The 22,715-nt window shown below is 67.2% G+C and carries 19 protein-coding genes and 1 tRNA gene; 7 read left to right on the forward strand and 13 right to left on the reverse strand.

All coding sequences use genetic code 11. The annotated features are described in order from the left end of the window. Nucleotides 1-10 precede the first annotated feature (10 nt). The 3 genes from AC1DTF_RS06810 to AC1DTF_RS06820 all read left to right on the forward strand — a co-directional run bounded on the left by AC1DTF_RS06810 (nucleotide 11) and on the right by AC1DTF_RS06820 (nucleotide 3,555). On the forward strand, nucleotides 11-1,096 hold the full coding sequence (locus tag AC1DTF_RS06810; protein ID WP_477473525.1) for a diguanylate cyclase domain-containing protein: 1,086 nt from the start codon (nucleotides 11-13) through the stop codon (nucleotides 1,094-1,096). A 114-nt stretch (nucleotides 1,097-1,210) separates the two neighbouring features. Continuing rightward, complete coding sequence (locus AC1DTF_RS06815) at nucleotides 1,211-1,486, forward strand: hypothetical protein (protein WP_082614061.1); 276 nt, start codon at nucleotides 1,211-1,213, stop codon at nucleotides 1,484-1,486. Between the two features lie 104 nt (nucleotides 1,487-1,590). Next, entirely contained in the window at nucleotides 1,591-3,555 is a 1,965-nt protein-coding gene (locus AC1DTF_RS06820; protein ID WP_477473526.1) for an SGNH hydrolase domain-containing protein, read from the forward strand. Between the two features lie 85 nt (nucleotides 3,556-3,640). Here AC1DTF_RS06820 and AC1DTF_RS06825 read toward each other — a convergent pair whose 3' ends face one another. Further along, nucleotides 3,641-4,006, reverse strand: a complete 366-nt coding sequence (locus AC1DTF_RS06825) for a hypothetical protein (RefSeq protein WP_477473527.1) — start codon at nucleotides 4,004-4,006, stop codon at nucleotides 3,641-3,643. Nucleotides 4,007-4,245: 239 nt separating this feature from the next. Continuing rightward, nucleotides 4,246-5,700, reverse strand: coding sequence for a serine/threonine-protein kinase (locus AC1DTF_RS06830; protein ID WP_477473528.1), 1,455 nt, complete (start codon nucleotides 5,698-5,700; stop codon nucleotides 4,246-4,248). A gap of 200 nt (nucleotides 5,701-5,900) precedes the next feature. Between AC1DTF_RS06830 and AC1DTF_RS06835 the strand changes: the two genes are divergently transcribed. Together AC1DTF_RS06835 and AC1DTF_RS06840 are read left to right on the forward strand one after the other, a co-directional pair. Further along, nucleotides 5,901-6,284 (forward strand): DUF6319 family protein, encoded by a 384-nt coding sequence (locus tag AC1DTF_RS06835; RefSeq protein WP_477473560.1) that lies wholly within the window; start codon nucleotides 5,901-5,903, stop codon nucleotides 6,282-6,284. 171 nt (nucleotides 6,285-6,455) lie between these two features. Then, entirely contained in the window at nucleotides 6,456-7,223 is a 768-nt protein-coding gene (locus tag AC1DTF_RS06840) for a cutinase family protein (protein ID WP_477473529.1), read from the forward strand. Nucleotides 7,224-7,279: 56 nt separating this feature from the next. On the opposite strand, the gene AC1DTF_RS06845 is transcribed toward AC1DTF_RS06840, so the two are convergent. Then, the gene (locus tag AC1DTF_RS06845; RefSeq protein ID WP_477473530.1) at nucleotides 7,280-8,698 is read right to left on the reverse strand and encodes a PE-PPE domain-containing protein; all 1,419 of its coding nucleotides are present in this window, start codon (nucleotides 8,696-8,698) and stop codon (nucleotides 7,280-7,282) included. A gap of 1,023 nt (nucleotides 8,699-9,721) precedes the next feature. On the opposite strand from AC1DTF_RS06845, the gene AC1DTF_RS06850 reads away from it, so the two are divergent. Then, nucleotides 9,722-12,460, forward strand: coding sequence for an Ig-like domain-containing protein (locus tag AC1DTF_RS06850; RefSeq protein WP_477473531.1), 2,739 nt, complete (start codon nucleotides 9,722-9,724; stop codon nucleotides 12,458-12,460). A gap of 67 nt (nucleotides 12,461-12,527) precedes the next feature. Here AC1DTF_RS06850 and AC1DTF_RS06855 read toward each other — a convergent pair. Continuing rightward, a tRNA-Tyr gene (locus AC1DTF_RS06855) sits at nucleotides 12,528-12,610 on the reverse strand. Nucleotides 12,611-12,686: 76 nt separating this feature from the next. Here AC1DTF_RS06855 and AC1DTF_RS06860 point away from each other — a divergent pair. After that, nucleotides 12,687-13,178: a YajQ family cyclic di-GMP-binding protein gene (locus tag AC1DTF_RS06860; RefSeq protein WP_057166479.1), complete on the forward strand. Its 492-nt coding sequence runs from the start codon at nucleotides 12,687-12,689 to the stop codon at nucleotides 13,176-13,178. Between the two features lie 133 nt (nucleotides 13,179-13,311). Here AC1DTF_RS06860 and AC1DTF_RS06865 read toward each other — a convergent pair whose 3' ends face one another. Genes AC1DTF_RS06865 through AC1DTF_RS06905 form a run of 9 tightly spaced genes read right to left on the reverse strand, consistent with a single transcriptional unit; the run spans nucleotide 13,312 to nucleotide 22,671 of the window. Continuing rightward, nucleotides 13,312-14,091, reverse strand: a complete 780-nt coding sequence (locus AC1DTF_RS06865) for a mannan-binding family protein (RefSeq protein WP_057166478.1) — start codon at nucleotides 14,089-14,091, stop codon at nucleotides 13,312-13,314. Between the two features lie 2 nt (nucleotides 14,092-14,093). Beyond that, nucleotides 14,094-14,696 (reverse strand): hypothetical protein, encoded by a 603-nt coding sequence (locus AC1DTF_RS06870; protein ID WP_477473532.1) that lies wholly within the window; start codon nucleotides 14,694-14,696, stop codon nucleotides 14,094-14,096. A gap of 13 nt (nucleotides 14,697-14,709) precedes the next feature. Further along, on the reverse strand, nucleotides 14,710-15,960 hold the full coding sequence (locus tag AC1DTF_RS06875; protein ID WP_477473533.1) for an MlaD family protein: 1,251 nt from the start codon (nucleotides 15,958-15,960) through the stop codon (nucleotides 14,710-14,712). Next, a complete protein-coding gene (locus AC1DTF_RS06880; protein WP_477473534.1) occupies nucleotides 15,957-17,153 on the reverse strand; it encodes an MlaD family protein in 1,197 nt (398 codons plus the stop codon). Before AC1DTF_RS06880 ends, AC1DTF_RS06875 begins: the two co-directional genes overlap by 4 nt. Beyond that, nucleotides 17,150-18,268 (reverse strand): MCE family protein, encoded by a 1,119-nt coding sequence (locus AC1DTF_RS06885; protein ID WP_477473535.1) that lies wholly within the window; start codon nucleotides 18,266-18,268, stop codon nucleotides 17,150-17,152. Before AC1DTF_RS06885 ends, AC1DTF_RS06880 begins: the two co-directional genes overlap by 4 nt. Further along, on the reverse strand, nucleotides 18,265-19,302 hold the full coding sequence (locus AC1DTF_RS06890) for an MCE family protein (RefSeq protein ID WP_477473536.1): 1,038 nt from the start codon (nucleotides 19,300-19,302) through the stop codon (nucleotides 18,265-18,267). The genes AC1DTF_RS06885 and AC1DTF_RS06890 overlap by 4 nt, the downstream gene beginning before the upstream one ends. After that, nucleotides 19,295-20,350: an MCE family protein gene (locus AC1DTF_RS06895; protein WP_477473537.1), complete on the reverse strand. Its 1,056-nt coding sequence runs from the start codon at nucleotides 20,348-20,350 to the stop codon at nucleotides 19,295-19,297. Before AC1DTF_RS06895 ends, AC1DTF_RS06890 begins: the two co-directional genes overlap by 8 nt. Continuing rightward, nucleotides 20,347-21,903 (reverse strand): MlaD family protein, encoded by a 1,557-nt coding sequence (locus tag AC1DTF_RS06900; protein ID WP_477473538.1) that lies wholly within the window; start codon nucleotides 21,901-21,903, stop codon nucleotides 20,347-20,349. The genes AC1DTF_RS06895 and AC1DTF_RS06900 overlap by 4 nt, the downstream gene beginning before the upstream one ends. Continuing rightward, nucleotides 21,904-22,671 carry an ABC transporter permease gene (locus AC1DTF_RS06905; protein ID WP_235570919.1) on the reverse strand — a complete coding sequence of 256 codons (768 nt, stop codon included), beginning with the start codon at nucleotides 22,669-22,671 and terminating at the stop codon, nucleotides 21,904-21,906. Nucleotides 22,672-22,715: the final 44 nt, after the last annotated feature.

A 22,715-nucleotide genomic window follows, 5' to 3' on the forward strand; every position in this document is an offset into this window, starting at 1 on the left:
AGAGACAGACATGACCAACTCGAGCCATCGTCCGAGCACGCTCGCGCATTGGTGGAACGACCCCGTCGACCACTACTGGTTGCTGAACTTCCTGCGCCCCCGCGGACATCTGGTCCCGCTACGGGTGCTCATCGGCTCGGGCGGCGTCGTGATGGGCATCGCGCTGGTGCTCGTCCAGTTCACCCAGCTCACCGAACCGGCGGCGGTGTCGCGCGCCGTGATGGGCCTTCTCACGGTCGCCGCCTTCGCGTGGCCCGTCTACTGGTGGTTCTTCCCGTGGCCTTCGCCGCGCACGTCGATCACCCTGTTCATCCTCACCGACATCGGCATCGCGATGGCCTGCGCGGCGCACGGCTCCCCGATGGCCGCGATGGCGACCACGCCGTTGTTCGCGGTCACCGGCATCTACCTGGTGTACTTCCACGGACCGCGCGCCACCGCGGTGCACCTGCTGATCGCCACCGTGACCGTCCTGGGTGTCGCGGTGTGGCTGGGCCTGTCCGCCGAACCGGACGCCGTTTTCCTCGCCATCTGCAAGGCCCTGGTGTCGCTGCTGGTGACGGTCGGCATCCTGCCCTTCGCCCAGTTCGGCTTCTGGCTCATCCGCAACAGTTCGGTCGAGTCGCTCGTGGACGAACTGACCTCGCTGGCCAACCGGCGCGGGCTGCTGGACTACGTCTCGCGCCTGACCACGTCGGCCGACCAGCCGAATCCCATGTGCGTGTTCGTCATCGATCTCGACAAGTTCAAGGGGATCAACGACCGGCACGGTCACGTCGTCGGCGATCAGGTCCTGGTGCGGACCGCCCATCGCCTTCGCGACGCGCTGCGCAGGCAGGCGTTCATCGCGCGGACCGGCGGCGAGGAATTCGTGGTGATCGACTACCTGCCCGCCGAGGAGGCATCCAGCGTCGGCGAACGCCTGCGTGCCGCCATCGCCGCGGCGGGACCGCCGGCGGTGACCGCCAGCGTCGGCGTGGTCTGCGGGCAACTGCACGGCGCCGACGACTTCGACCGGTTGCTGCATCTGGCGGACACCGCGATGTACGCGGCAAAACGCGACGGCGGGGATCGGCTGGCCATCGCGCAGCCGTAACAAATCGGCCATACCCGCCGATCCACTGAGATAGGTCGTCTATCGTGGCACGACACAACCCAGGGGGTTCCAATGGTGAAAACGCTTGTAGTGGCCGGTGCCGCAACACTTCTGATGTCCGTGGTCGCCGCTCCGACGGCGATGGCCGCGACGACGTGGCAGATGCCGGACCTGGTGGGCATGAATCTGGAGGACGCCCAGAGCCTCTACACCGAGACGGTGGGCCCGGAAGGGCCGTGGCTGGACCTCATCAACAAGGCGCCCGCGGCGGCCGGTGGGATCAATGCCCCGGTCATGTGGGAGGTCTGCGAGCAGGCACCCAAGGCCGGCGCCAAGATCGCCGCCAAGTCGTACACGGCGGTCGCGGTCAACCGCCCGGGTAAGTGCTAGGACAGCCCCGCTCGTAGTTCCTGCCGCACCGGGCCCGGTTATGCTCGGTGCGGCGATACGCGCGTGCCTGGGTTCGGGCCGGCGACAGTCCAGGACCCTCGAACTTGCAGACAACACACCACACCCCAGTCACCGTCGCGCCGGTCGCACGGCAGACGCGGCGCGACCTGGACGTGGTCGCGACGGTCGCGGTCACCCTCGTCGTCATTGGTCACTTCTGGCTCGGACGGGTCACGGGCGGCGTCGACGTGCTGCTGGTGCTGGCCGGCTACTTCGTCGGTATCCGCGCGCTGCGCGGTACCTCTGTTCCGGCAGAGATCTGGTGGTGGGCCCGGCGGGTGATCCCAGCGCTGGTCCTGACGCTGACGGTGGGTGCCGGGCTGACGCTGGTGGTGCAGCCGCAGACCCGCTGGGAATCGTTCGCCGAGCAGACCCTGGCCAACCTGGGCTTCTATCAGAACTGGCTGCTGGCGACGACCGCTGGCGACTACGTGCAGGCCGGCGAGACCGTCACCCCGCTGCAACACCTGTGGGCGCTCTCGGTGGCCGCCCAGGTACTGCTGGCCGTCCTGCTGGTGGCCTGGCTGATCCGTCGGCGGGCTGCGCTGATCGCGATCTTCGCCGCGGCCGCCATCGCCTCACTGGTCTGGGCGATCGTGCAGAACGCCGGCGAGCAGACCGTCGCCTACTACAGCAGCTTCACCCGGGCCTGGGAACTGCTGGCGGGTGTGCTCGCGGCCTTCGCGGTCGAGCGTGTGCAGTGGCCGGGGTGGCTGAGCCGGATGGCCGTGGCCGCCGGAATGATCGCCATCGTGGCCTCAGGATTCCTGGCCGACGGGTTGGCCGACTACCCGGGGCCGTGGGCCCTGGTGCCGGTGCTGGCCACGGTGCTCGTCATCGTCGGCGGTTCGGGGACCGGGACCGTGCCCTTCGCCGGGTGGGCGTTCGCGTTCTACCTGTGGCACTGGCCGCTGCTCATCTTCTGGATGGCGCACACCAACGACGACACCGTCGGCGCCGGCGAGTCCACTGCGATCCTGGCCGTGGCCGTCGTCGCGGCGCTTGCGACATGGCGCTGCGTGGACACCCGGTGGTGGCCGTCCTGGCACCCGCTGCTGACCGGCAGCGTCACCGCGTGTCTGGTGGCCGCGCTGGCGGTGGGCTCGGTGGGGTGGCGTGACCACGTCGAGCGGGTCCGGGACAGCGGCTCCGAGCTGACCGCACTGTCGCTGCGCGACTACCCGGGTGCCCGCGCGGTCATCGAGAACCGCAAGACCGCCCGGCTGCCGGTCCGCCCGACCGGGCTGGAAGCCCCCGACGACGTCCCGCCGACCACCATCGACAGATGCCTGGCCGACTTCGGCGGCGAGGAGGTGGTCACCTGCGTGTACGGCGACCCACACGCCGACAGGACGATCGCGCTGGCCGGCGGCTCGCATTCCGAGCACTGGCTGTCCGCGCTACACGCGCTGGGCCGCGAACACGGTTTCCGGGTGACCACCTACCTGAAGATGGGCTGCCCGCTGACCACCGCGGAGGTGCCGATCATCGCGGGACCGTTCACGCCATATCCGTCATGCCGCACCTGGTCGGACAACGCGCTGGCGCAGATCATCGCCGACCGCCCGGACTTCGTGTTCTTCACCACGACGCGGCCGGTGCTCGACGGGCCCGGTGACTACGTGCCGGATTACTACCTGGGCATCTGGGAAGAGTTGTCGGACAACGGCATTGCGATGCTCGGGATCCGGGACACCCCGTGGATGCTGCGCGAGGGGCGCTTCTTCTCCCCCGTCGACTGTCTGGCCGCCGGCGATGACGCCGACACCTGCGGACTGGCCCGCGAGGAGGCGCTGCAGGAGCGCAATCCGACGCTGGACTACGCGGCCGACTACCCGATGATGCAGCTGCTCGATCTCAGTGACGCGGTGTGTCGGCCCAACATCTGCCGGGCCGTCGAGGGCAACGTGCTGATCTACCACGACGCCCACCATTTGTCGGGCACGTATGTGCGCTCGATGGCCGGCGAGCTGGGTCGGCAACTGGCCGGCGCCACCGGGTGGTGGTGAACTCCGCGCGCGCCGAGCATGGGTGCCGTGCACAGTTTTTCGGGGGAAGCCGGGCACAGCCCCCACACTCGGCGGCGTCTTCGGGTCAGCTGCAGGCCTTGGAGACCATGTCGTCCCAGGTGTTGCGGGCGGCGTCGAACTCGCGCACCACGCCGAAGTTCACGTCGGTCGCGCTGGTGATCTTCTCGCCGGCCGCGGGCACCTGATCGCACACCAGCCAGTCGGCCAGGCTCAGCTGCTTCTGCTTGATGCCCTTGAGGTTGTGTGAATGCATCTCCAGCGGAACGCCGTTGGAGGCGGCGTTCACCGCGTCCTCGGCTTCCTGCAGGTTCATCCCGTCGATGCTGGGCATGACGAATCCGTTGGCGGCCTGAGCCGGCCCGGCAAAACCGATGGCGGCCGGCAACAGCAAAGTTGCGGCACCGATGGCGAGGAAGCGCTTCTTCAACATGGCATGTCCCTAGATGTCATTGCCCGCGGTAACCGGGTCATGGCGGTGGTGTCGAAATAATCTGGAGCTGAGCGACGTTCACCGTTATAGGCTTGGTCTGTCGCGGCTACCGCGCTGTAGGGCCGACGATTCGCACAGAGTCACACCCCGGACCTGTGCATACCAGTGCTACGCACTGTGAGGATTCTGGCTAACCGCTGTCACACGGGTACAGCGACCTCGCAGCGGGCTCACAGGATCTACTTCGATCCGTACTCCAGCGCTCTTTCCGCCGAGTCGACGTGCCCGTTGCTCAGGATGGTCAGCTTGTCCGGACGCACCTCATAGCGGGCGCCGTCGGCCGGGTTCACCGCGTCGAATCCGTCCCCGGACGGCACGGCGTTCGCCAACCGCACGTTGGCTCCGTCGCGCAGTCGCTCGCCGTGGTAGTAGTAGCCGCCCGACGACTCATCGCAGATCACCGCCAACGACGATGCGGTCCTGATCGCGGCCACCAGCGAATCCCCCGCATCGCAGCGCGCCGCCTGCCCGACGAAGCCCAGCGCGTCGGCGCCCGACAATCCGGCCAGGGCGGTCGCGCCGGTGGTCGTCGTGGTCGAGGGCGGCGCGGAGTCGGTGGACGACGGCGGCACCGTGAGCCGGCTCTGCGCTGGCGAGTCGTTGCTGCCGCCGGTGAACACGATCGCCGCGGCCAGCCCGGCGGCCACCACGAGCGTGCCGATCGCGCCCAGCAGCAGTCCCGTCTGTGAGCGGCCGAGTCGGGCCTTGGTGGCGGGCGCCACCGCCGGGCGCGGAACGTACGGGTTCGGCGGCGCCGACTGAAGCGGCCTGGTCGGCGGCGGCACCGGGCGCGGGGTGGGCGCGGGTGCGCCGTGTAACGCAGCGGCCGCAGCCCGGGCGAGAGCGCCCGCCGAGCCGTACCGATCGGCGGGGTTCTTCGCCATCCCCTTGGCGACGACGTCGTCGAAGGCGGGACTGATCCCGTGTCGCTCCGCGCTGGGCCGCGGCGGCGCCGCGAACATGTGCGCGCTCATCACCTGCCTGATGTCGTCAGCCTCGAACGGGGCGCGGCCGGTCAGACATTCGAAGAGCAGACAGGTCAGCGAGTACACGTCCGAGGGCGGGCCACCGGGCGTCCCGTTGAGGCGTTCGGGAGACATGTAGGCGCACGAACCGATGACCAGCCCGGTTTTCGTCACGGTCGCCTCCCCGCCGCCGTAGGCGATGCCGAAGTCGACCAGGTAGGCGAAGTCGTCGCCTGCGAGCAGCACGTTCTCCGGTTTGATATCGCGATGCACCAGACCTGCGCCGTGCGCGGCGTCCAGTGCCGCGGCAACCTGCGCGATGATCGCGACCGCACGCGCCGGCGGGAGCACCCCGTTGACCCGCACCTGCTCTCTGAGGCTGGGGCCCTCGACCAGGCGCATGTCGATGTAGAGCACGCCGCCGATGTCTCCGTAGTCGTGCACCGGGATGACATGCGGGTCCTGCAAGCGGGCAGCGATGCGCGACTCCCGCCGGAAGCGGGCCTGAAAGCTCGGGTCCGCTGCGACGTCGGTCCGCAGCACCTTGAGCGCCACCATCCGCTCGCGGCGGGTGTCGTAGGCGCGGTAGACCTCGCCCATCCCGCCGATGCCGATCACCGACTGCAGCTCATACGGCCCGAACCGGGTGCCCACACTCGGGTAGCCCATGTTTGCCGTCTCACCCCTTCGCGGCCCGCACCGGCATGACCGAAGTCACACCGGTACAAGCCAATTGCTTGCCGTGAAGGCTACACGCCGACGCGCACCGACATCCCGGGTGACATCACACTCATCGAACGTGTGTTCTAATGGCTGCGACCGCGATCCGCCTTGATGCGGACCATGTTCAGAAGGAGTTCGCCATGACCATGACTGTAGACACTCCGGTCGCCGAGACGTTGCCGGCCGCCTCCCCCGAGGCTCCGGAGACCCGTGTCGACGAGGCACCCACGAAGCCTGCGGCCAGGAAGACGGCCGGCAAGAAGGCGAAGACCATCGAACTGGTGCTCACCGTGACCGGCACCGCCGACGGAGAGTGGCGCGCCGAACTCAAGCAGGGCAGCAGCTACCTGGCCCGCGACCTCGCCGTCGCCGCCGCTGCCGTGTCGCGCGCCGCCAAGGAACTGCACCAGGATCTCGCCACCCCGATCGACTCGATCATCGAGGAAGCCCGAGTTCAGCAGGCCGCCAAGGTTTCTGCGCTCGAGGCCGAGCTTGAGGCCGCCCGCAGAGTACTCGCCGACCTGGACTGAGCCCGGGCGGTCCGACTGAAACTCCGGATCCCGTCCGGCCATTCCACGACCGGCGGTGAGATGGATCACTCCGCGTAACCGGAATCCAGCCTGGCGATCTCGGCTTGTAGCAGGTAGCTGCCACCTCTACACCGAAGCGATGGCACAGCGGATTCCAGAACGGGGAACCTCATGAGCACATCGCCACAGACCTGGGGCGTCAATGCCGCGCGATCGGCGATGTTCGCCGCACTGGCGGTATTCGCCGTCGTCGCCGGAATGTTTGCCGGTCCGGCCGCGACCGCCAACGCCGCGGACGACTCCTGTGCGGACGTCGCCGTGGTCTTCGCCCGCGGCACCTTCGAAGGACCCGGCGTCGGCRCCACCGGCCAGTCGTTTGTGGATGCGCTCAATGCGCGCCTGCCGGGCCAGTCGGTCAGCGTGTACGGGGTGAACTACCCGGCGTCGCTGGACTTCGGACGCGCCGTCGACGGTATTACCGACGCCACCAACAAGATTCAGCAGATCGCGGCCGACTGCCCCGACACCAAAATCGTGCTGGGTGGCTACTCGCAGGGCGCCGCAGTCGCCGGCTACAGCACCAGCAGCAGCGTCCCGGCCGGTTTCGTGTTGCCCGCCGGCCTGTCCGGTCCGATGCCCGCCTCCGTGGCATCCCACGTGTCGGCCGTCGTCCTGTTCGGCACCCCCAACAACTGGGTCCTCAATGTCGCCGACCGCGGCGCTCCTCCGATCGCCATCGGCGACCTGTACGCCGCAAAGACCCTGCAGCTGTGCGCCGTCGGCGACCCGATCTGCTACCCGGGTGGACTGGACCGGTCCGCACACAGCTCCTACAAGAGCAACGGAATGGCCGTCCAGGCCGCGGACTTCGTGGCCGGCCGACTGGGAGTCGCAGGCCCGGCGGCGCCCGTCGTGCAGGCGGCCGCGCAGGTCGGCTGACACGGACGACATGAATCAGGCCCCCTCATTTCGAGGGGGCCTGATTTCTGCGTGGACTATTGGGTGTCGCCGCCGTTGTCAGCGGCCGGCTTCGCGTCGGGGGCATCCTTGGGCGTCTCGTCCTTGGGCTCCGGCGCGGTCGACTCTTCGTCCTTCGCCGGTTCGGTCTCTTCTTCGGACTCGGTGGTCGTGTCGTCCTCCGACTCCGACTCACTCAGGTCGTCACCGATATCCGACAACGGCTTGTCGTCCTTGTCGTCGTCCTGCTCGTCGACGATCTCGTCTTCGACAGCCTCTTCCTGCACCTTCACCGGGACGATCGATCGCTGCGGCCGCGCCGCGGCGACGCGTGCGGTCTTCAGGGTCGGTCCGTTGAGTTCCTCGTCGCGATCCTCCATGGCGTCGATGATCTCGGTGGTCGTATCAGGCACGGTGATGACCGGCGGCTCGCCGGGCTCCTCGGGCTCGGGGTAGTTCCCGGCAAGGATCTGGCTGGCCTTCTCGAAGCCGGCGGCGACGGCCTGCAGCTGTTGGAACAGCTTCTGGGGGGTCGGGAGGAATCCGACCTTGCCCGTCTCGTACATGCCGGTGCTCTCCACCATCGGCTGCAGGATCGCCTGAAACGCGTCGATGATCCGCTTCGGCACGCCGAGGATCTTGAGCGGCATGAGGAGCGGCATCACCGGGCTGTTCACCCGCACCGTCACGACATTGCCGTCGACGGTGACGACGTTCTCGGGATCGTCGAAGTCGAAATCCTGCAGCCGGGAGTGCTCGAAGACGAACCCCGCCGCCAGCTGGATCCAGCTCATCGGGTTGAACAGGTACTTCGGGAAGTACGCGATGGGGTCGTACTCGCGGTTGATCCGCAGGTAGGTCCCATCGGGTAGCTGGATGGCACCGCCAGGAACGTCGGATCCGAAGGTCGTCTCGTCCGGCCCGTACCGGGCGAAGATGCCGGTGCCGGGAGTGTTGGAGTCACCGTAGAAGACGCCGAACACACTGGACATGTCGTAGCCGGTCGCCGCCACCCGGTTCAGCGCCTCGGCGGCGACCCGGCCGCCGAAGGACCCGGTGTTGATGCCGCTGACCGTGGTGGACGGATCACGCGCCAAGATCAGCTCGGTCAGCCAGGTGGCACCGGCATTGACGGAGGCCGCCGTGACGGTACCGGGGTAGCGCGTCGGATCGTTGAGGACGGTGACGTCCTGGATGCGGCGCCAGATGCCGCCGTCCTGGGTGTCGAGCGCGCCCGGCGGGAACTGGACCCCGGCGCCCGGTACGGCGAAGAGCGCCAGCGCGGCCAATGCGACTTCCTGGGCGGTGACGACGCGGTGCTGCTGGTGCACCGCGATCGGTGCCGGTGGGCTCACCGGCTGATCGACGATTCCCGCGGCGAGCAGTGCCGCTACGGCGGGCACCACCACGACGCTGGCGGCACGGCTGCGCTTCTTGACTCGGTGACGTGCGCTCACGGCGCCTCCTCTATGGGTTCTTCCACGATCTGCCGTAGCTGAAATGGGCCCGCCGGGAGCGTTATTCAGATGCCCACGGCACCACGACCCGTTCAGCCTGGCATTTTCGGTGTGACCCTACGTCAGGTATTGCTGTTGTTCTCGGCGAGAAAATTTGCCCGGATCGCGGCAATGAGTTCGCTGCCGCGGCATGGTGATCCGCCGTTCGCGGCAACGCCACGGCGCGCGAGCCACGGCAGTTCCGGTAGCGGGCTCGCCGAGCAGTTGAGTTCGAGAAGTGTTCGCTCGCAATGTTGATCAGTTCCGGGCAGGACGGGGTAGATGCTGAGCTCACCGCGGTGCGCCTGGCAAGCCCGGCGTGGACAGCGCCGTTGCCAGGCACCGCTGCGCGACCTCCACAGCCGCCGACGAAATTGACGTCCGAGTTAGCGGGGTGCCACCGACCGTCCTGCCGACGTCAGGATCTCACGATGCCCCGAACCGCCGGGCTGCCGTTGCTGTGCCGGGATGCGAGTGATGCCGGGCCCGGAAAATTCACCCGAACGACGGACGGTTCTCGACTGCTCCACCATCAGTCGCGTCAGCGACCGAGGCGAGTCGGCCGTGAGCGGAGAAGCAATCGTGTGTCCGATCGCTGCCGCAGCAACGGACTGCAGAGTCGCTGCGCGCGCCTTCGGTGTGCGCCTGGGCGCCGGCGCCGCAACGCGCTCCTCGACGACGCGCAACGAACGATCGACATCATCGAACGGCCCGTCGCGGCCGGTGACCGACCGGGATCGGCGGGTTAATGACAATTGCTGTCAACGTCAAGTCAGCTGATAAAGATCATCACCATGATTGCCCTGCTCGCACCCAGCCCCTGCGGAGATCGGGCCGCACGCCGCCCGGGATGCACCGAACAGCGACAAGATTTACCCCCGCGATAATTAGTTGAGCCATTAGCGCCACGAATGCCGTCGCCATGCCACACAATCAGCGGGCGGTGACACCAGCAATCCCACCGCCTCAACGGATGGGATTCGCATGGATCATGCACGGTACGTCGGACGAGTCGGGGCCCTGGCAGTCGCCCTCGGCGTGGGGGCGGGCGTCCTGTGGGCACCCGGCATCGCCCTTGCCGATCCCTCCGACAGCGGCGGCTCGACCAGCACGAGCGCAGGCACGGACAGCGGTAGCACCGAAGATTCCGGTCACGACCGGTCCGGCACACCGAACTCCGAACCACCGGACTCATCGGCGGCCGGCGACGATGTTGCCGGCGACGATGCGACCGGTGACGACGTGTCGGACGACAAAAAGCCGCCGTCGGTCCTGACGGCAAGATCCGTTGCGGGCGCGGCGCGTTCGCACACGACCGCGTGGACGCCGGGAACGTTTCGGGCGCCGAAGAAGAAGGCCGCCGACGCTTCGGGCGTCGCGTCCACTCGCCAGGGCGTCGTATCTGCGCTGACCGCGCCGGACCTGCAGGACGTCCCGGCGGTCACCACCCCGGAGGCCGCGCCGGTCGCACCCACCCTGCGGAGCACCCAGAGCGTCACCACCGTTCAGTCCGGTGCAGCCCCCCGACCGCTGCAGGTGCTGCTGGCCGCTCCGGTGCGCATCTTCGATTCCATCGTCAGCGCACTACTGGGCCCTGCCGGTCCGCGCACGCCCGCGCCCACCACACTGTTTGCGATGCTCGCGTGGGCACGCCAGGAGCTGCACCGGACCTTCTTCAACCGTGCGCCACGTCTCGCGGCTGCACCAGTCGACGTCGAGCAGATCGACGACACCGTCACCGGCACCGTGGTCGGCACCGATCCCGACGGCGACCCGATCAAGTTCTCGGTGACACCGTCCACCGTGGAGGGCGGCACCGTCACCATCGACGCCGCCGGCACGTTCACCTACTTCGCACCGGCCGGCTGGAACGGCACCGATCCACTGACCGACAGCTTCACGGTGTCGGCAGCCGACAAGGGATTCCACACCCACGGGCTGGCCGGGCTCTTGTTCGGATCGGGACACAGGGCCACGCGAGTTGTCACGGTCCAACTCATCGGTGGTGTCGCCGGGGTCACCGAGACCATTCCCGTCGCCGTACCGCAAGGATGGACGAGCCCGCGCACCATCGTCGGGCCCGGCGGGACGGTGGCGATCACCCAACGCTTCGGGATGGGGACGGCAGAAGATCCCTTCACGACCAAGATCCTGGTGCAAGGCCCCGGTCGGGCTCCGGGGACCGCGACGGCGGCAGGTCTCGTTTACGGCGGCGCACCGCTCATCAACGACGATGGCACCGTGCACCTGACCACGGTGGTGTACAACCCAGCCGATTTCACCATCACTGAGTTCACCGTCACCACACTGCAGCCGGGTAAGACCCCGGTGCAGYGGACGGTGCCGGGTGGCACTCCCATCGGCGGACCGATGCTGACCGCCGCCGGTGATTTCATGTTGACCGCGGCGAACGGTGGAGGCGCCCCCGAAGACACACAGACCACCGTCACGATCATCAGTGACGGCGAGCGGCGCGAGGTGCTGCGCATCGCGGGTGCCACCCAGGACCAGGCGAACGTGGGGGCCAACGGGACCATCGCTCTGACGGCGACCAACGCGTCCGGGGGTACGACCATCGGCGTGCTGCGACCGGGCGCCGACGCCGAGTACCTCGAACTGTCCGGAACCCCGCAGGGGCCCGTCACGGTCGCCGATGACGGCACCCTCGTCTTCACTACGGTCGGTGCGGCGGGCTTCGCTGCCCGAGCGGCATCGACGACGACATTGTGGGTCTGGCGCGCCGGCGAAGAGGCCGTGGCCAACACCCCCGCCGGCTCGCTGCTTCAGGTGGTCACGGGCGCAGGCGGCACCGTGGCCTACGTGAYGACCACGGGCTCCGGCACGGTCGACGCCCCCACGACGACGACCGTGACCGTGCTGCGTCCAGGATTGCCGGATCAGGCGTCGACCGTGGTCGGCACGCTGGTCGGCTACGTGGTGGCCGGCCCCGACGGCACGGTGGCCTTCCACACCTACACGGGGCCGGCGTACGAGTTCGTCGCCGACATGACGGTGACGATCATGCGGCGGGGCGGCACCGTCGACACGATGACCAAGACGACCAACGCGTCCTACCGCGTCTCGCCCGCCGTCGGGCCCGACGGCACCGTGGCCTCGATGTGGGGCAACAACGGAATGACCATCGCCGTATTCCGGCCGGGCCAACCGCCGATCGTCGTCACCTATCCCGGCGGAATCAGCATCGCACCCACGATCGGTAGCGATGGCACGGTCGCGTTCATCGTCGGCAGCATCTACGAACCCACAGGAGAGGTATCCACCCAGATCGTCGTGATGCGCCCGGGAAAGAGCACCTTGACCGCAGGGACGATCGGCAGCGGGTGGGGAGGACTCACGGTCACCGGTGACGGCACGGTGGTCGCCACCACGCGCGTCGACAGATTCCTCAGCTACATCACGGTGCTGCGGGCCGATGGTGCTTACCTGATCGTTCCGGCGCCCGGTCTAGTGAGTAACCCCGCGCAGGTCGGACCGGATGGAGTGATCTACCTGCCGACAGATGTGGACGGCACCAGCGTCAACCTCACCATCGTGAACACCGCCAATCGCTCCGTGACGGTGAATCTTCCGGGACGGGCATCGGGCTTCTCGATCAATGCGAACGGTGGCGGAACGGATTTCGTCACGGTGTCCCTCGACGCCACGGGATCGGTGAGGTACGTCATCAATCGCGTGTTCGTGGCCACGGCCAATCCCACGTGATCGGCATCGGATAGATCCCTACCGCTCACACACGTCAGGCCCCCTCGATGAGGGGGCCTGACTGGTGTGGCAGGTACAGGATTCGAACCTGTGTAGGCGTAAGCCGACGGATTTACAGTCCGCTCCCATTGGCCGCTCGGGCAACCTGCCGGAATTTGGTGCGAGTAGCAGGGTACAACGAGGATGTACTGAAGACGAAAACGGCCAGCACCATGAGGAGGCTCCAGTGGCGGATTCAAGCTTTGACGTCGTCAGCAAGGCAGATCGACAAGAGGTCGACAACGCGCTCAACCAGGCAGCCAAGGAGCTGTCCACCCGGTTCGACTTCCGCGGCACCGACACCACCATCGAGTGGCAGGGTGAGGAAGGCATCATTCTCGTCTCCTCCACCGAGGAGCGCGTCAAGGCCGCCGTCGACGTGTTCAAGGAGAAGTTGATCCGCCGCGACATCTCGATGAAGGCGTTCGACGCCGGCGAGCCGCAGCCCTCGGGCAAGACCTACAAGGTGATCGGCAGCATCAAGCAGGGCATCGACAGCGAGAACGCCAAGAAGATCACCAAGCTGATCCGCGATGAGGGCCCGAAGGGCGTCAAGGCGCAGATCCAGGGCGAGGAGATCCGGGTGAGTTCGAAGAAGCGGGACGACCTGCAGGCGGTGCAGGCCCTGTTGCGCGGCGCCGACCTCGAGGTCGCGCTGCAGTTCGTCAACTACCGGTAGCGGACTCCGGCAGGGGACCCGTGTGGTCCTACTAGGGACGAGATCGACCTCAGCGCTGTGGAATGACGTCATGGACGCCGAATCACGACCCTGAGGTCGATCTCGCTCCTAGGGCCAGGAGCGCTCCCCCGAGTCAGCTCCCGCCGTATTCGGGCCGCAGGATCGGGCTCAGCACCGACAGCGGGATACGCGCCTGCACGGTGCCGCCGTCCATCGACCACTGCATGACACCGGGTGTGAAATCGGTCGGAGTGTCCCGCGCGACCGGGTAATCCGGCATGTAGAGGATGAGCTCATCGGGTGTCAGCGCCCACGCCTTATAGCCGCCGGAGTACACCTTGTCCGGTGTCCAGCGCTCGGGCTGGAACGGGTAGCTGCCCGGCTGATGTTGCGGCGGTGCCTGATTCAGCGCCTGCTCGACGAAGGGCCGCGCCAACGGTTCGATGGCCGTGAGCGGTTCCACTCCGGGCCTGGTGAGATCCGCCAGCTGTAGTTGCCTGCCACCGCCGAAAGTGAAGGTGCGGTAGGCATTGTTGAAATCCGGTCCGTCGGCGTGATAGGTCTCCCGGAACACCGCAGACGTGGTGTCACCGTGCCGGAACACCTGATAGTTGGCCTCGCCGAAGCTGTTTGCCGCCATGCCACGACCCACCCGGGTCCAGTTGTCGACCAGGGTGCTCAGGTAGTTGCGCAGCACCGGCCCGGCGACCGGATCATCGATGAGCTCTCCCGGCACGGCGATCTTGATATCGCGCACCGCATTACGCTCCGAGGCCACCGAGGTCTGGCAGTACTGACCGTTCCAGCTGCCGGCGAGCTCATCGCAGAATGTCACCGGGGATGCCGCCGCGGGAGGCGCCGTCAGCATCCCGGCGGACACCATGAATGCTCCGCAAACCTTGCCCAGGTGCATGTCTAGGGCAGCTCGACTTTAGCTGCGCGCCACTGACCGTCGACCTTCTCCATCGTCATCTTGATACGGCTGCGATCCAGCCGCGGGTCCGGCACACTCGCGTTCGCCACCGACTGGTCGACGAACAGCAGCACCACCACGTTGTCCTTGGTCGCCGACTGCACGGCCGACTCCACCACGACACCGTGCGCGGTGGCCTTGTTGTCGATCAGCAACTGCCGCAACTGCACGCTGGACTCCGAGTACATGTCCTTGAATTCACCGGTGGCGCCCGCCAGCACCTGATCGAAGTTCTCGTCGACCTTGTTGGAGTCGATGCTCGTGAGCACCTGCGCATAGGACACCGCCGCATCGCGCGCCTGCTGTTCGGCCTGGGTCACCTGATGGCTCTGCCAGAGCAGCCACCCCAGCACACCCGAGACCGCCACCAGGGCAACGAATACCGCGATCACGGCCGCGACGAGAACGCGTCGGCGCCGGGTCGGCGCGGGCTGTTCCGGGGACTCGGGTTCGCCGGCCTCGGGTTCGGTGGTCCCGGTATCGTCGATGGTGTCCTGCGCCGTGAGCTGATCGTCTTCGGTCTTCTTGTCGGTCGTCACTGTCACATCTACTCCTATCTCAGCGGGGCGGCTCGATGGGCAGCACCGGGCCCCCGTATGGCGTGGGAATGGTGAACCGGCCCTTGGGCGTCGGATCCGTCATGCGGCCGAGGTCCGCGCCGGGCGGCGGGCCTGCGGTGTCGTCCCCGGCTGGGCGGGGTGCATTCTTGGCTCCCCGGACCAGCACCCCGGGATGGTCGTCGCGGCAGTAGGTGTACATGTAGGGCTCGGGATAGTCCGCCGATGACGGTGGGCGGCGCGGTGTTCCGTAATCGCAGGCATACCGCGGGTAGATCTCGCCGGTGGCCCACAGCCCGTTGTCGTGCATGATGCTGCCCAGCGCGTCCAGCACCGAGGTGCGGTAGTCCGGGAACAACGCGTTGAGCGCCGGCACCCGCAGGTACAGCAGCCTCGATGTGGTGGTGAGGTTGCCGAGCAGTTGCACCATGGTGTCGGAGTTGTCGGCGAACAGGTTGTCGATATCGGTGAGCGCGCCCGGCGCCTGATCGGTGAGCCGACGGTAGCCTTCCCGCATCCGGCTGACACCGTCCAGGGTGGACCCCAAATTGTCTGCCGCCACGTCGATTCCGGCGTTCTTGTCGGCGACCAGGGTGAACACCGACTGACTTGTCCGCAGCAGGCTGGTGGTCTCCGGGAGCACCGAGTCCAGGGTGGACAGCAGGAACGTCCCGCCGTCGATGATGTCGGCGAGCTTCTGCGGGCCCTCCTCGCTGAGGCTCAACTCGCGCCGGATGATGTCCAGCTTTGCGGTGTCCACCTGGGCCAGTGCGCCGTCGGCATGGGCCAGCAGATCGGCCAGGCTCACCGGCACCGTCGCACGCCCCTGCTCGACGATGCTCCCGTCCCCCAGAAACGGTCCGTCGTTGGAGGATGCCACGAAGTCGATGTACTGCTCACCGGCCGGCGACAGCCCGGACACCCGGACATCGCTCGACATCGGGATGGGCGCCGAGGATTTCACCGCGATGACCGCGTCGACCCCGGCCGGGGTGATGTCGAGCCGCTCGACCTTGCCCACCGGCACCCCGCGCAGCGTCACGTCCTGGTTGGGCAGCAGGCCCGCCGATTCGGGTAGTTGCACGGTGACCCGGTAGTCCGAGTCGAACGGATTGACCTGCAGTGCGCCGATCAGCAGGTACCCGGTGGCGATGACGAACGTCATCGCCAGCGCCCCCGCGGACAGCCACGCCCGCTTGCGGTGCCCGGCGCGTACCACGCCGACCAGGGCGTCGGCCAGACCGGCGATCATCGGGGGGCCTCCGGTGCGGGTGCCGGGATGATCTGCCCCGGTTCGGTCGGACTCGGTATCACCGGGACCTGCGGTACCCCGGGTCCGCGCCCGACGACGCGTTCCTGCAACCGCAGCAGGGTGTACTGCAACGAGCCGACCAGTTGATGCCAGTTGTAGCGCTTGGGACCGTGCAGACCGGCGTCACCGGCGAACCCGATGTCCGGTATCGAACCCAGTACCAGCCGGTCGATGCTCGCCCTGGTCGAGATCGCGTTACTGGCAGTCGCTTTGACCAGGGCCGGCATCAGCCGGTTCAGCGAGTACAGGCTGGCATCGGGCGCCAGCGCGACATCGTTCCAGGCGCCGGCCACGCTGTTGATATCGGCGATGGCGCTGCGGCCGCTGGTATCGGTGCCCGCGATCGACGGGAACTTCTGCAGCTGCACGGACGTGTCGCCGATCAGTTGGACGAGATCGGTGATCTGGGTGGTGTGCGCGGCCAGTGTCTCGGTGGCCGGGCCCGCCGCGTCCATCAGTTCGCCGATGGTGTCGTTCTTGGCCTCGATCTCACCCAGCAACCCCGATGTCTCGGTCAGTGCCGTGGAGATCTGGTCCGAGCGGGCGTTCAGCGTGCCCAGCGTGTGGTTGGTCTTGGCGATCAGATCCCCGAAGGCCTTGCCTTGATCGCCGGTCGCCTTGCCCGCGCCGTTGATGATGTTGGTGAGGTTGCGCACCGCGCCGCCGTTGACCATGACGGCGGCCGAGCTCAGCAGCGACTCCACCGTCGCGGCCGCGGTGGTGGAATCCAGATCGATGGTGTCACCGTCACGCAGCAGCACCGCGTCCGCCGCGATGGGCGTCGGCGGTTTGATCGCGACGAACACATCGCCCAGCGGTGTCGCGGAACGCAATTCGGCGGTACTGCCCTGCGGCAACTGCACCCCGTCGAGGATCCGTAGCGTGGTGACGGCGGTGTAGTTGCGCGCCACCATCGTCTCGACCTGACCGATGTCGGCGCCGGCAAGCTTCACCTTCGCGTTGGCGGGCAGGTTGAGCGCATTGCCGAACACGGCGGTCAGCTCGTATCCGCCCGAGCCCACCCCCGGCGCCGGAAGCGGCAGGCTGGCCAGCCCCTCCGTCGCGCAGCCGGAGACGCCCAGGCAGGCCGCGACGGCCAGTGGGAGGGCGGACCTGCGCAGCCGCGCCCTCACTTCTGCCCCATCGCAGCCATGCCGTCGAGCATGTAGGACAGCCCGAAATCCGGACCGAAATCCTGCATCGTTCCGGTGCTGCAACCCAATTGGCGCAGACCCATCATGTTGCACATCTCTTTGACCGTCTGGCTGTCGAACAGCACCTTGTCCACCAGGACGTGCACCCGCGCCGAGCCGTTCTTCTGATCGACGATGTTGTAGAGGTTGTCCAATGTCATCGGGGTCAGGTCGAGGAATTCGGCGAGGTCACGCTGGTGGTCCACGGTCGTGGTCACCGCGGTGTTGCCGTTGAGGATGATCTGTTTGACCGCATCGCGGTGAGTGGACAACACCTCACCGACCTGGGTGATCACATCGTTGATCTTCTTGCCGGTGGTGCCGGTACCGAACTGCTCATCGGCCAGGACCTGGCTGAGCTGGTTCACCGACGTGCCGAATTCCCGCAGAGTCGCGTCGTTGCGGGCGGTGGCCTCGACCAGCGAGCTCAGGTTGCGGATGCTGGTGGTGAGTTGATCGCGGGTCAGGCTGCCGCGATCGGCGCTGAGCCGCAGGGCGTTCGACAGTTCACCGAGCGCGTCTTTCATCTGCTGACCGTTACCGTCGGCGATCGCTGCGGACGCGTTGACCAGATCGGCGACCGGGCCGTCACCCGCGCCGTCTCCGTGCAGCGATGCCGACAGCTTGTCCAGAACATCGAGCACACGGGCGAATTCGACCGGCGTCTTGGTGCGGTTCAGTCCGATGGTGTCGTGGTTCTGCAGTGTCGGGCCACCCCGGTAGGGCGGGGTCAGCTCGATCTGCCGGTCGGTGAGGATGGAGTTGGAGATGGTGACGGCCTGTACATCGGCGGGCACCGCGACGTCCTTATCCACGCTGAACTCGACCTCGACGTAGCCGCCCTTGGCGTTGATCTCGGTGACCTGGCCGACCGGCATGCCCAGTACAGCAACGACATTGCCCACGTACAGTCCGGCCGCACTGTCGAACTGGGCCGTGACGCTGATGGTGTTGACCTGGTCGCGGACGTAGGACCAGCCGACGCCGATCACCGCCAACGCCGCGACAACCGCACCGGCACCGATGGCGAGCAGCCTGACCGACGGCCGCCTCATTTGCAGTCCTGGAAGTACTCGATCATCCCGAACTGCTCGGCGCGGCCGCTGATCGCACACATCCACGAGTCGATCAGCAGCCCATTGGACACATTGAGGTCCACCGCATTGCCGGTACCCGTGGCATTGGTCAGCCCCCGAAGCGCCACCGGCCCGGCCTGCAGGGTGCTGCGTAGCAGATCGTCGTGCTTGCCCAGCATGTCGGAGAGTTCACGGAGATTGACGAGCAGGTTCTCCAGTTCCGGACGGTCGTCGATGACGATGCCGCTCAAGGTTTCCACCAGATTCGTCAGCGAGGCCATCAGCGCGCGGAAGGACGCCCGCCGGGCCACGAACTCACCGACCAGATCGTTGCCTTGGGTGACCAGTTGTCCGATCGCCGACTGCTGGCGCCGCAACGTGGTGCTGACCAGTTCGGTGGTCTTGAGCAGCGAACCCAGCTGGTCGCGGCGGTCGGCGATGATCGTCGACAGGGTGTGGGTGTTGGTCAGGGCCTGGGGCACCACCTCGGGCAGCCCCTGCATCTGCTCGCCGAGAATGCCCAGCGTCTGGGCGAACTGGTCGGTGTCCACCTGTTCGTAGGTGGTGGTGACATCGGCCAGCGCCTCCTGCAGGTCGTAGGGCACCTCGGTCTGGCTGAGGTCGAAGGTGTTGTCCGGCAACGGTCCCGACCCCGCGGGCTGCAGCGCCAGGTACCTGGACCCGAGGATGGTGGTGACCTTGATGACCGCCCGGGAGTCCTGCCCGAGCGCGACATCATTGCGCACCTTCAACTTTGCCTCGACATGATCGCCGGCGAGCTTCATGTCGGTCACCTCGCCGACCGGGATGCCCGCCACCGTCACCGGGTTGCCGGTCTTGAGGGCGGCGGCCTGCAGGAACCGCGCCGTGTAGTTGCGGTAGCCGATATCGGCGACCTTCACCAGCAGCATGGCGCCGATCAGTACCGTCACCACGGCGATGGCGGTCACGCCCAGCCAGGTGCGGTCCCAGCTGAGCAACGGCCGTCGCCACCATCGCTGTCCGTCAGCCATTGGCCATGTTCCTGCACCTCGGTGTGTAGTGGGCCCCTTCGCCGGGGGTCGCCGCGTCCACGATGATCGGCGTCACGTCGTTGAGACCCGGGAAGAATCCGGTGGCGTTCAGGTCGCACGCGTAGGAGTTGGCGTAGGCGCCCTCGTTGGTGATCCGCGCAAAGCCCTTGAGCAGCAACGGCAGGTTGGCGCCGGTGAAGGCGAGCTGCGGTTCGATGCCCACCAGATGCTGAGCGAAGCCCGGCTCGCGGACCACCAGTTCGTTCAGCGACGGGTAGACCTCGTCGGCGATGGTGGACAGCTGGCGTACCACGCTGGTGATGGATCCCATCGAGTCGACGAGTTCGGGGCGGCGCGCATCGAAGGTGGACACCACCCCCTGGGTCTGGGTGATGACCTCGTCGAGGCTGTCGTTGTGCTGGGCGAGGTTGTCCACCACGACGTTGAGGTCGGTGATCACCTCGCCGAGTTGCTGATCCTGCCCGGCGAATGAATCGGTCAGTCGCGCAGTCTCATCGACGAGGGTGACGACCGAGGCGCGGTCACCCTGCAACGACTCGATGACGCCCTTGGTGAGGTTGTCGGCGTCGGTCGGGTTGAGCACACTGAACAGTGGCTCGTACCCGTTGAGCAGCGCGCCGACGTCGAACGACGGGTCGGTGCGCTCCAACGGGATCTCACTGCCCGGCGGCAGCGGCTCCGACTCGCCCGTGTTGCCCAGGGACAGGCCGAGATACCGCTGGCCGACGATGTTCTGGTAGGTGACCGAGGCGACGGTGTTGCCGAGCAGTTGTTGATCGCTCTGCACCACGAAGGACACCTTCGCGGCATCGCCCTGCAGTTCGATCTTCTCGACGCGGCCGACCCGCACACCCGCCATCCGGACGTCATCGCCTTCGCGCAACCCGAACACGTCGGAGATCACCGCGGTGTAGCCGACGGTGTCACCGGCGACATCGCGGCGCAGCGTGACATAGACCAGCCAGGTCAACGTCACAGCCACCACCATGAACAGTGACAGTCCGATCATCGCACCGCGATACTTCACCGGGCTCCCCCTACTGACACGGTGGTGCCGCGCGCGACCGGACCCAGCAGCAGCTGGGTTGCGGTGGTGGCGGGTTGACCGGTTGCGGCACTGAGCACCTCACGCTCCTGCGGGCTGCCGACCGGACCCACGTTTCCGCCGAACGACGCGGGCGCAGCCTCGGCCGCAAGCGGCGGCGGGTCCCCCGGTCGGGGTGCCACCGGGGCCAGCGGCGACAGCGGGACCGGCGGCGGTGGGGTCGGCACCAGCGCCGGGTTGGCGGTGCCGGGCACCGGCGCCGAGGGCGCCATCCACGGCGGCAGCGGCGGGTTCGGATCGGCCAGGCTGGGGTTGGGCACGACCAGCGGTGGCCCGACCGCGGTGAGGTTGCCGTTGGCTCCCAGCACGGTCCCGGCCGGTGGCTGCAGATCCGCGGGCGGCTGATAGTTCTGCGGCAGCAGGACATCCGGCAGCTCGGGACGGGTCGGCACCAGCGGGGCGGTGAAACAGCTCGGCCCCTTGAGCCCGGCGTACTGCGGGCAATCCGCCCGGGTGTAGGTGTAGGTAGGCGTGAACGAGAGGTTCACCCGCATGTTGCCGGTGTCCAGCTCGGGGATCCACGCATGGTCGAAGAACTTGTCCGACAGTTGGTTCAGCTTCACGAAGGCAGGCACCCAGTGCTGGTCGGTATCAGCGAGCTGACCCAGCACCGGGGTGAGATCGGAGGTGATCTGCACCAGACGGTCGGCGTGGTTGTTCAGCGCGGTGTGCGTGGTGCCCATGGTGTTGACGCCCCCGTTGATCAACGAGGTGAGCTGTGCCCGTTGCTCCACCAGCGTCTGCATCGGCGCCACCGCGACGTGCAGCGCGTCGAGCAGTTCGGGTGCCGTGCTCTGCAGACCCTTCGTCGCGTCGATCAACGCCGACACCGTCGAGGGTCCCGGCTCGGTGGCCACGATCGCATCCAGCTGGTCGACCAGACGATTCAATTGGGCTCCGCTGCGCAGTAATTCGGAGCGCCGATTCTCGGTGGCCGCGTTGATGGCGGCCAGCACGCCGATGGTCTTGTCCTCACGGCCGCGGCCGGTGGCGGCGAGGATATCGCGCAGCTTGCTGATCGTGGTCTGGAACAACACCGTCGGCAGCTCGGTGTCTTCGGGGATCGTCGCACCCGCGTTGATCGCCGGTCCGGGGCCACGGTCGACGAGCTGCACCGAGGACACCGCGAAGACGTTGCTGGGCACCACCCGGGCAGTCACCGTGTCGGGGATCGAGGCCGCATACTCGGGTTTGAGGTCGATGCGCACGAAGTTCGGATCACCGTTGGCCGCCGGGGTGACATCGTCGACCATGCCGACCAGGACCCCGTGGTACTTCACGTCGGAGCGTTGCGGCAGGCCGTCACCGACATTGATCAGGGCGGCCACCACCGGAACCCGGGCATCCAGGCGCCCGGTGGCCTTGATCAACAGCAGTCCCGAAACCAGAGCCGCGACAACCAGAATCGCAATCCCGGTGGCCAATAGCTGACGGTCCGAGAGCCCGCGTCCGTCGGTTTCGATCGAGTTCGGCATCTACCCGCCGAACCTGGCACCGGAGTCGACCGTCCACAGCGCCATGGTGAGCAGCATGTTGACGATGATCACCACCGTGATGCTGGCCCGCATGGCGTGGCCCGCGGCGACACCCACACCGACCGGACCGCCCGAGGCGTAGAAGCCGTAGTAGCACTGCACGGTTGAGGCGATCCACACGAAGATGACGGTCTTGAGCACCGAGTACAGGATGTCCTGACCCGACAACATCAGGCTGAAGTAATGCAGATAGGAGCCGGTCGATCCGCCGCTGATCAGATAGACCACCACCTGCGTGGTCAGGTAGCTGACCGCCAGAACCACGACATAGAGCGGGATCACCGCGATGACCGAGGCCATCAGGCGGGTGGTCACCAGATACGGGATCGGCCGGATCGCCAGGGCGTCCAACGCGTCGACCTCTTCGGCGATGCGCATCGAGCCCAGTTGCGCGGTGAATCGGCAGCCGGCCTGCGTCGCGAAGGCCAGCGAGGCGGCGATCGGCGCCAGCTCGCGGGTGTTCACCAGTGAGGAAATGATGCCGGTGGCCGGGCCCAGTCCCAGCAGATCCAGGAAGTTGTAGCCCTCGATGCCGACCAGCGCACCGACGGTGATGCCCAGCACCACCGCCACCCCGGCGGTGCCGCCGCCGACCACCAGAGACCCGTTGCCCCAGGCGATATCGGAGAGCAGCCGGACGAATTCACCGCGGTAGTGCCGCAGTGCCACCGGGACGCCGGCCACTGCCCGTACGAAGAACACCAGCATGTGCCCGATCCGGATCACCGGCACGGCGCTGCGCCGCAGACCTC

The sequence above is a fragment of the Mycobacterium sp. P4_H6 genome, assembly GCF_056400845.1.

Excerpts from the sequence above, each read along its gene's own strand:
- AC1DTF_RS06810 (WP_477473525.1), top strand. The coding sequence starts at position 11 with ATGACCAACTCGAGCCATCGTCCGAGCACGCTCGCGCATTGGTGGAAC.
- AC1DTF_RS06815 (WP_082614061.1), top strand. The coding sequence starts at position 1,211 with ATGTCCGTGGTCGCCGCTCCGACGGCGATGGCCGCGACGACGTGGCAG.
- AC1DTF_RS06825 (WP_477473527.1), bottom strand. The coding sequence starts at position 4,006 with ATGTTGAAGAAGCGCTTCCTCGCCATCGGTGCCGCAACTTTGCTGTTG.
- AC1DTF_RS06830 (WP_477473528.1), bottom strand. The coding sequence starts at position 5,700 with ATGGGCTACCCGAGTGTGGGCACCCGGTTCGGGCCGTATGAGCTGCAG.
- AC1DTF_RS06835 (WP_477473560.1), top strand. The coding sequence starts at position 5,901 with ATGACTGTAGACACTCCGGTCGCCGAGACGTTGCCGGCCGCCTCCCCC.
- AC1DTF_RS06865 (WP_057166478.1), bottom strand. The coding sequence starts at position 14,091 with ATGCACCTGGGCAAGGTTTGCGGAGCATTCATGGTGTCCGCCGGGATG.
- AC1DTF_RS06875 (WP_477473533.1), bottom strand. The coding sequence starts at position 15,960 with ATGATCGCCGGTCTGGCCGACGCCCTGGTCGGCGTGGTACGCGCCGGG.
- AC1DTF_RS06885 (WP_477473535.1), bottom strand. The coding sequence starts at position 18,268 with ATGAGGCGGCCGTCGGTCAGGCTGCTCGCCATCGGTGCCGGTGCGGTT.
- AC1DTF_RS06890 (WP_477473536.1), bottom strand. The coding sequence starts at position 19,302 with ATGGCTGACGGACAGCGATGGTGGCGACGGCCGTTGCTCAGCTGGGAC.
- AC1DTF_RS06900 (WP_477473538.1), bottom strand. The coding sequence starts at position 21,903 with ATGCCGAACTCGATCGAAACCGACGGACGCGGGCTCTCGGACCGTCAG.
- AC1DTF_RS06905 (WP_235570919.1), bottom strand. The coding sequence starts at position 22,671 with ATGCTGGTGTTCTTCGTACGGGCAGTGGCCGGCGTCCCGGTGGCACTG.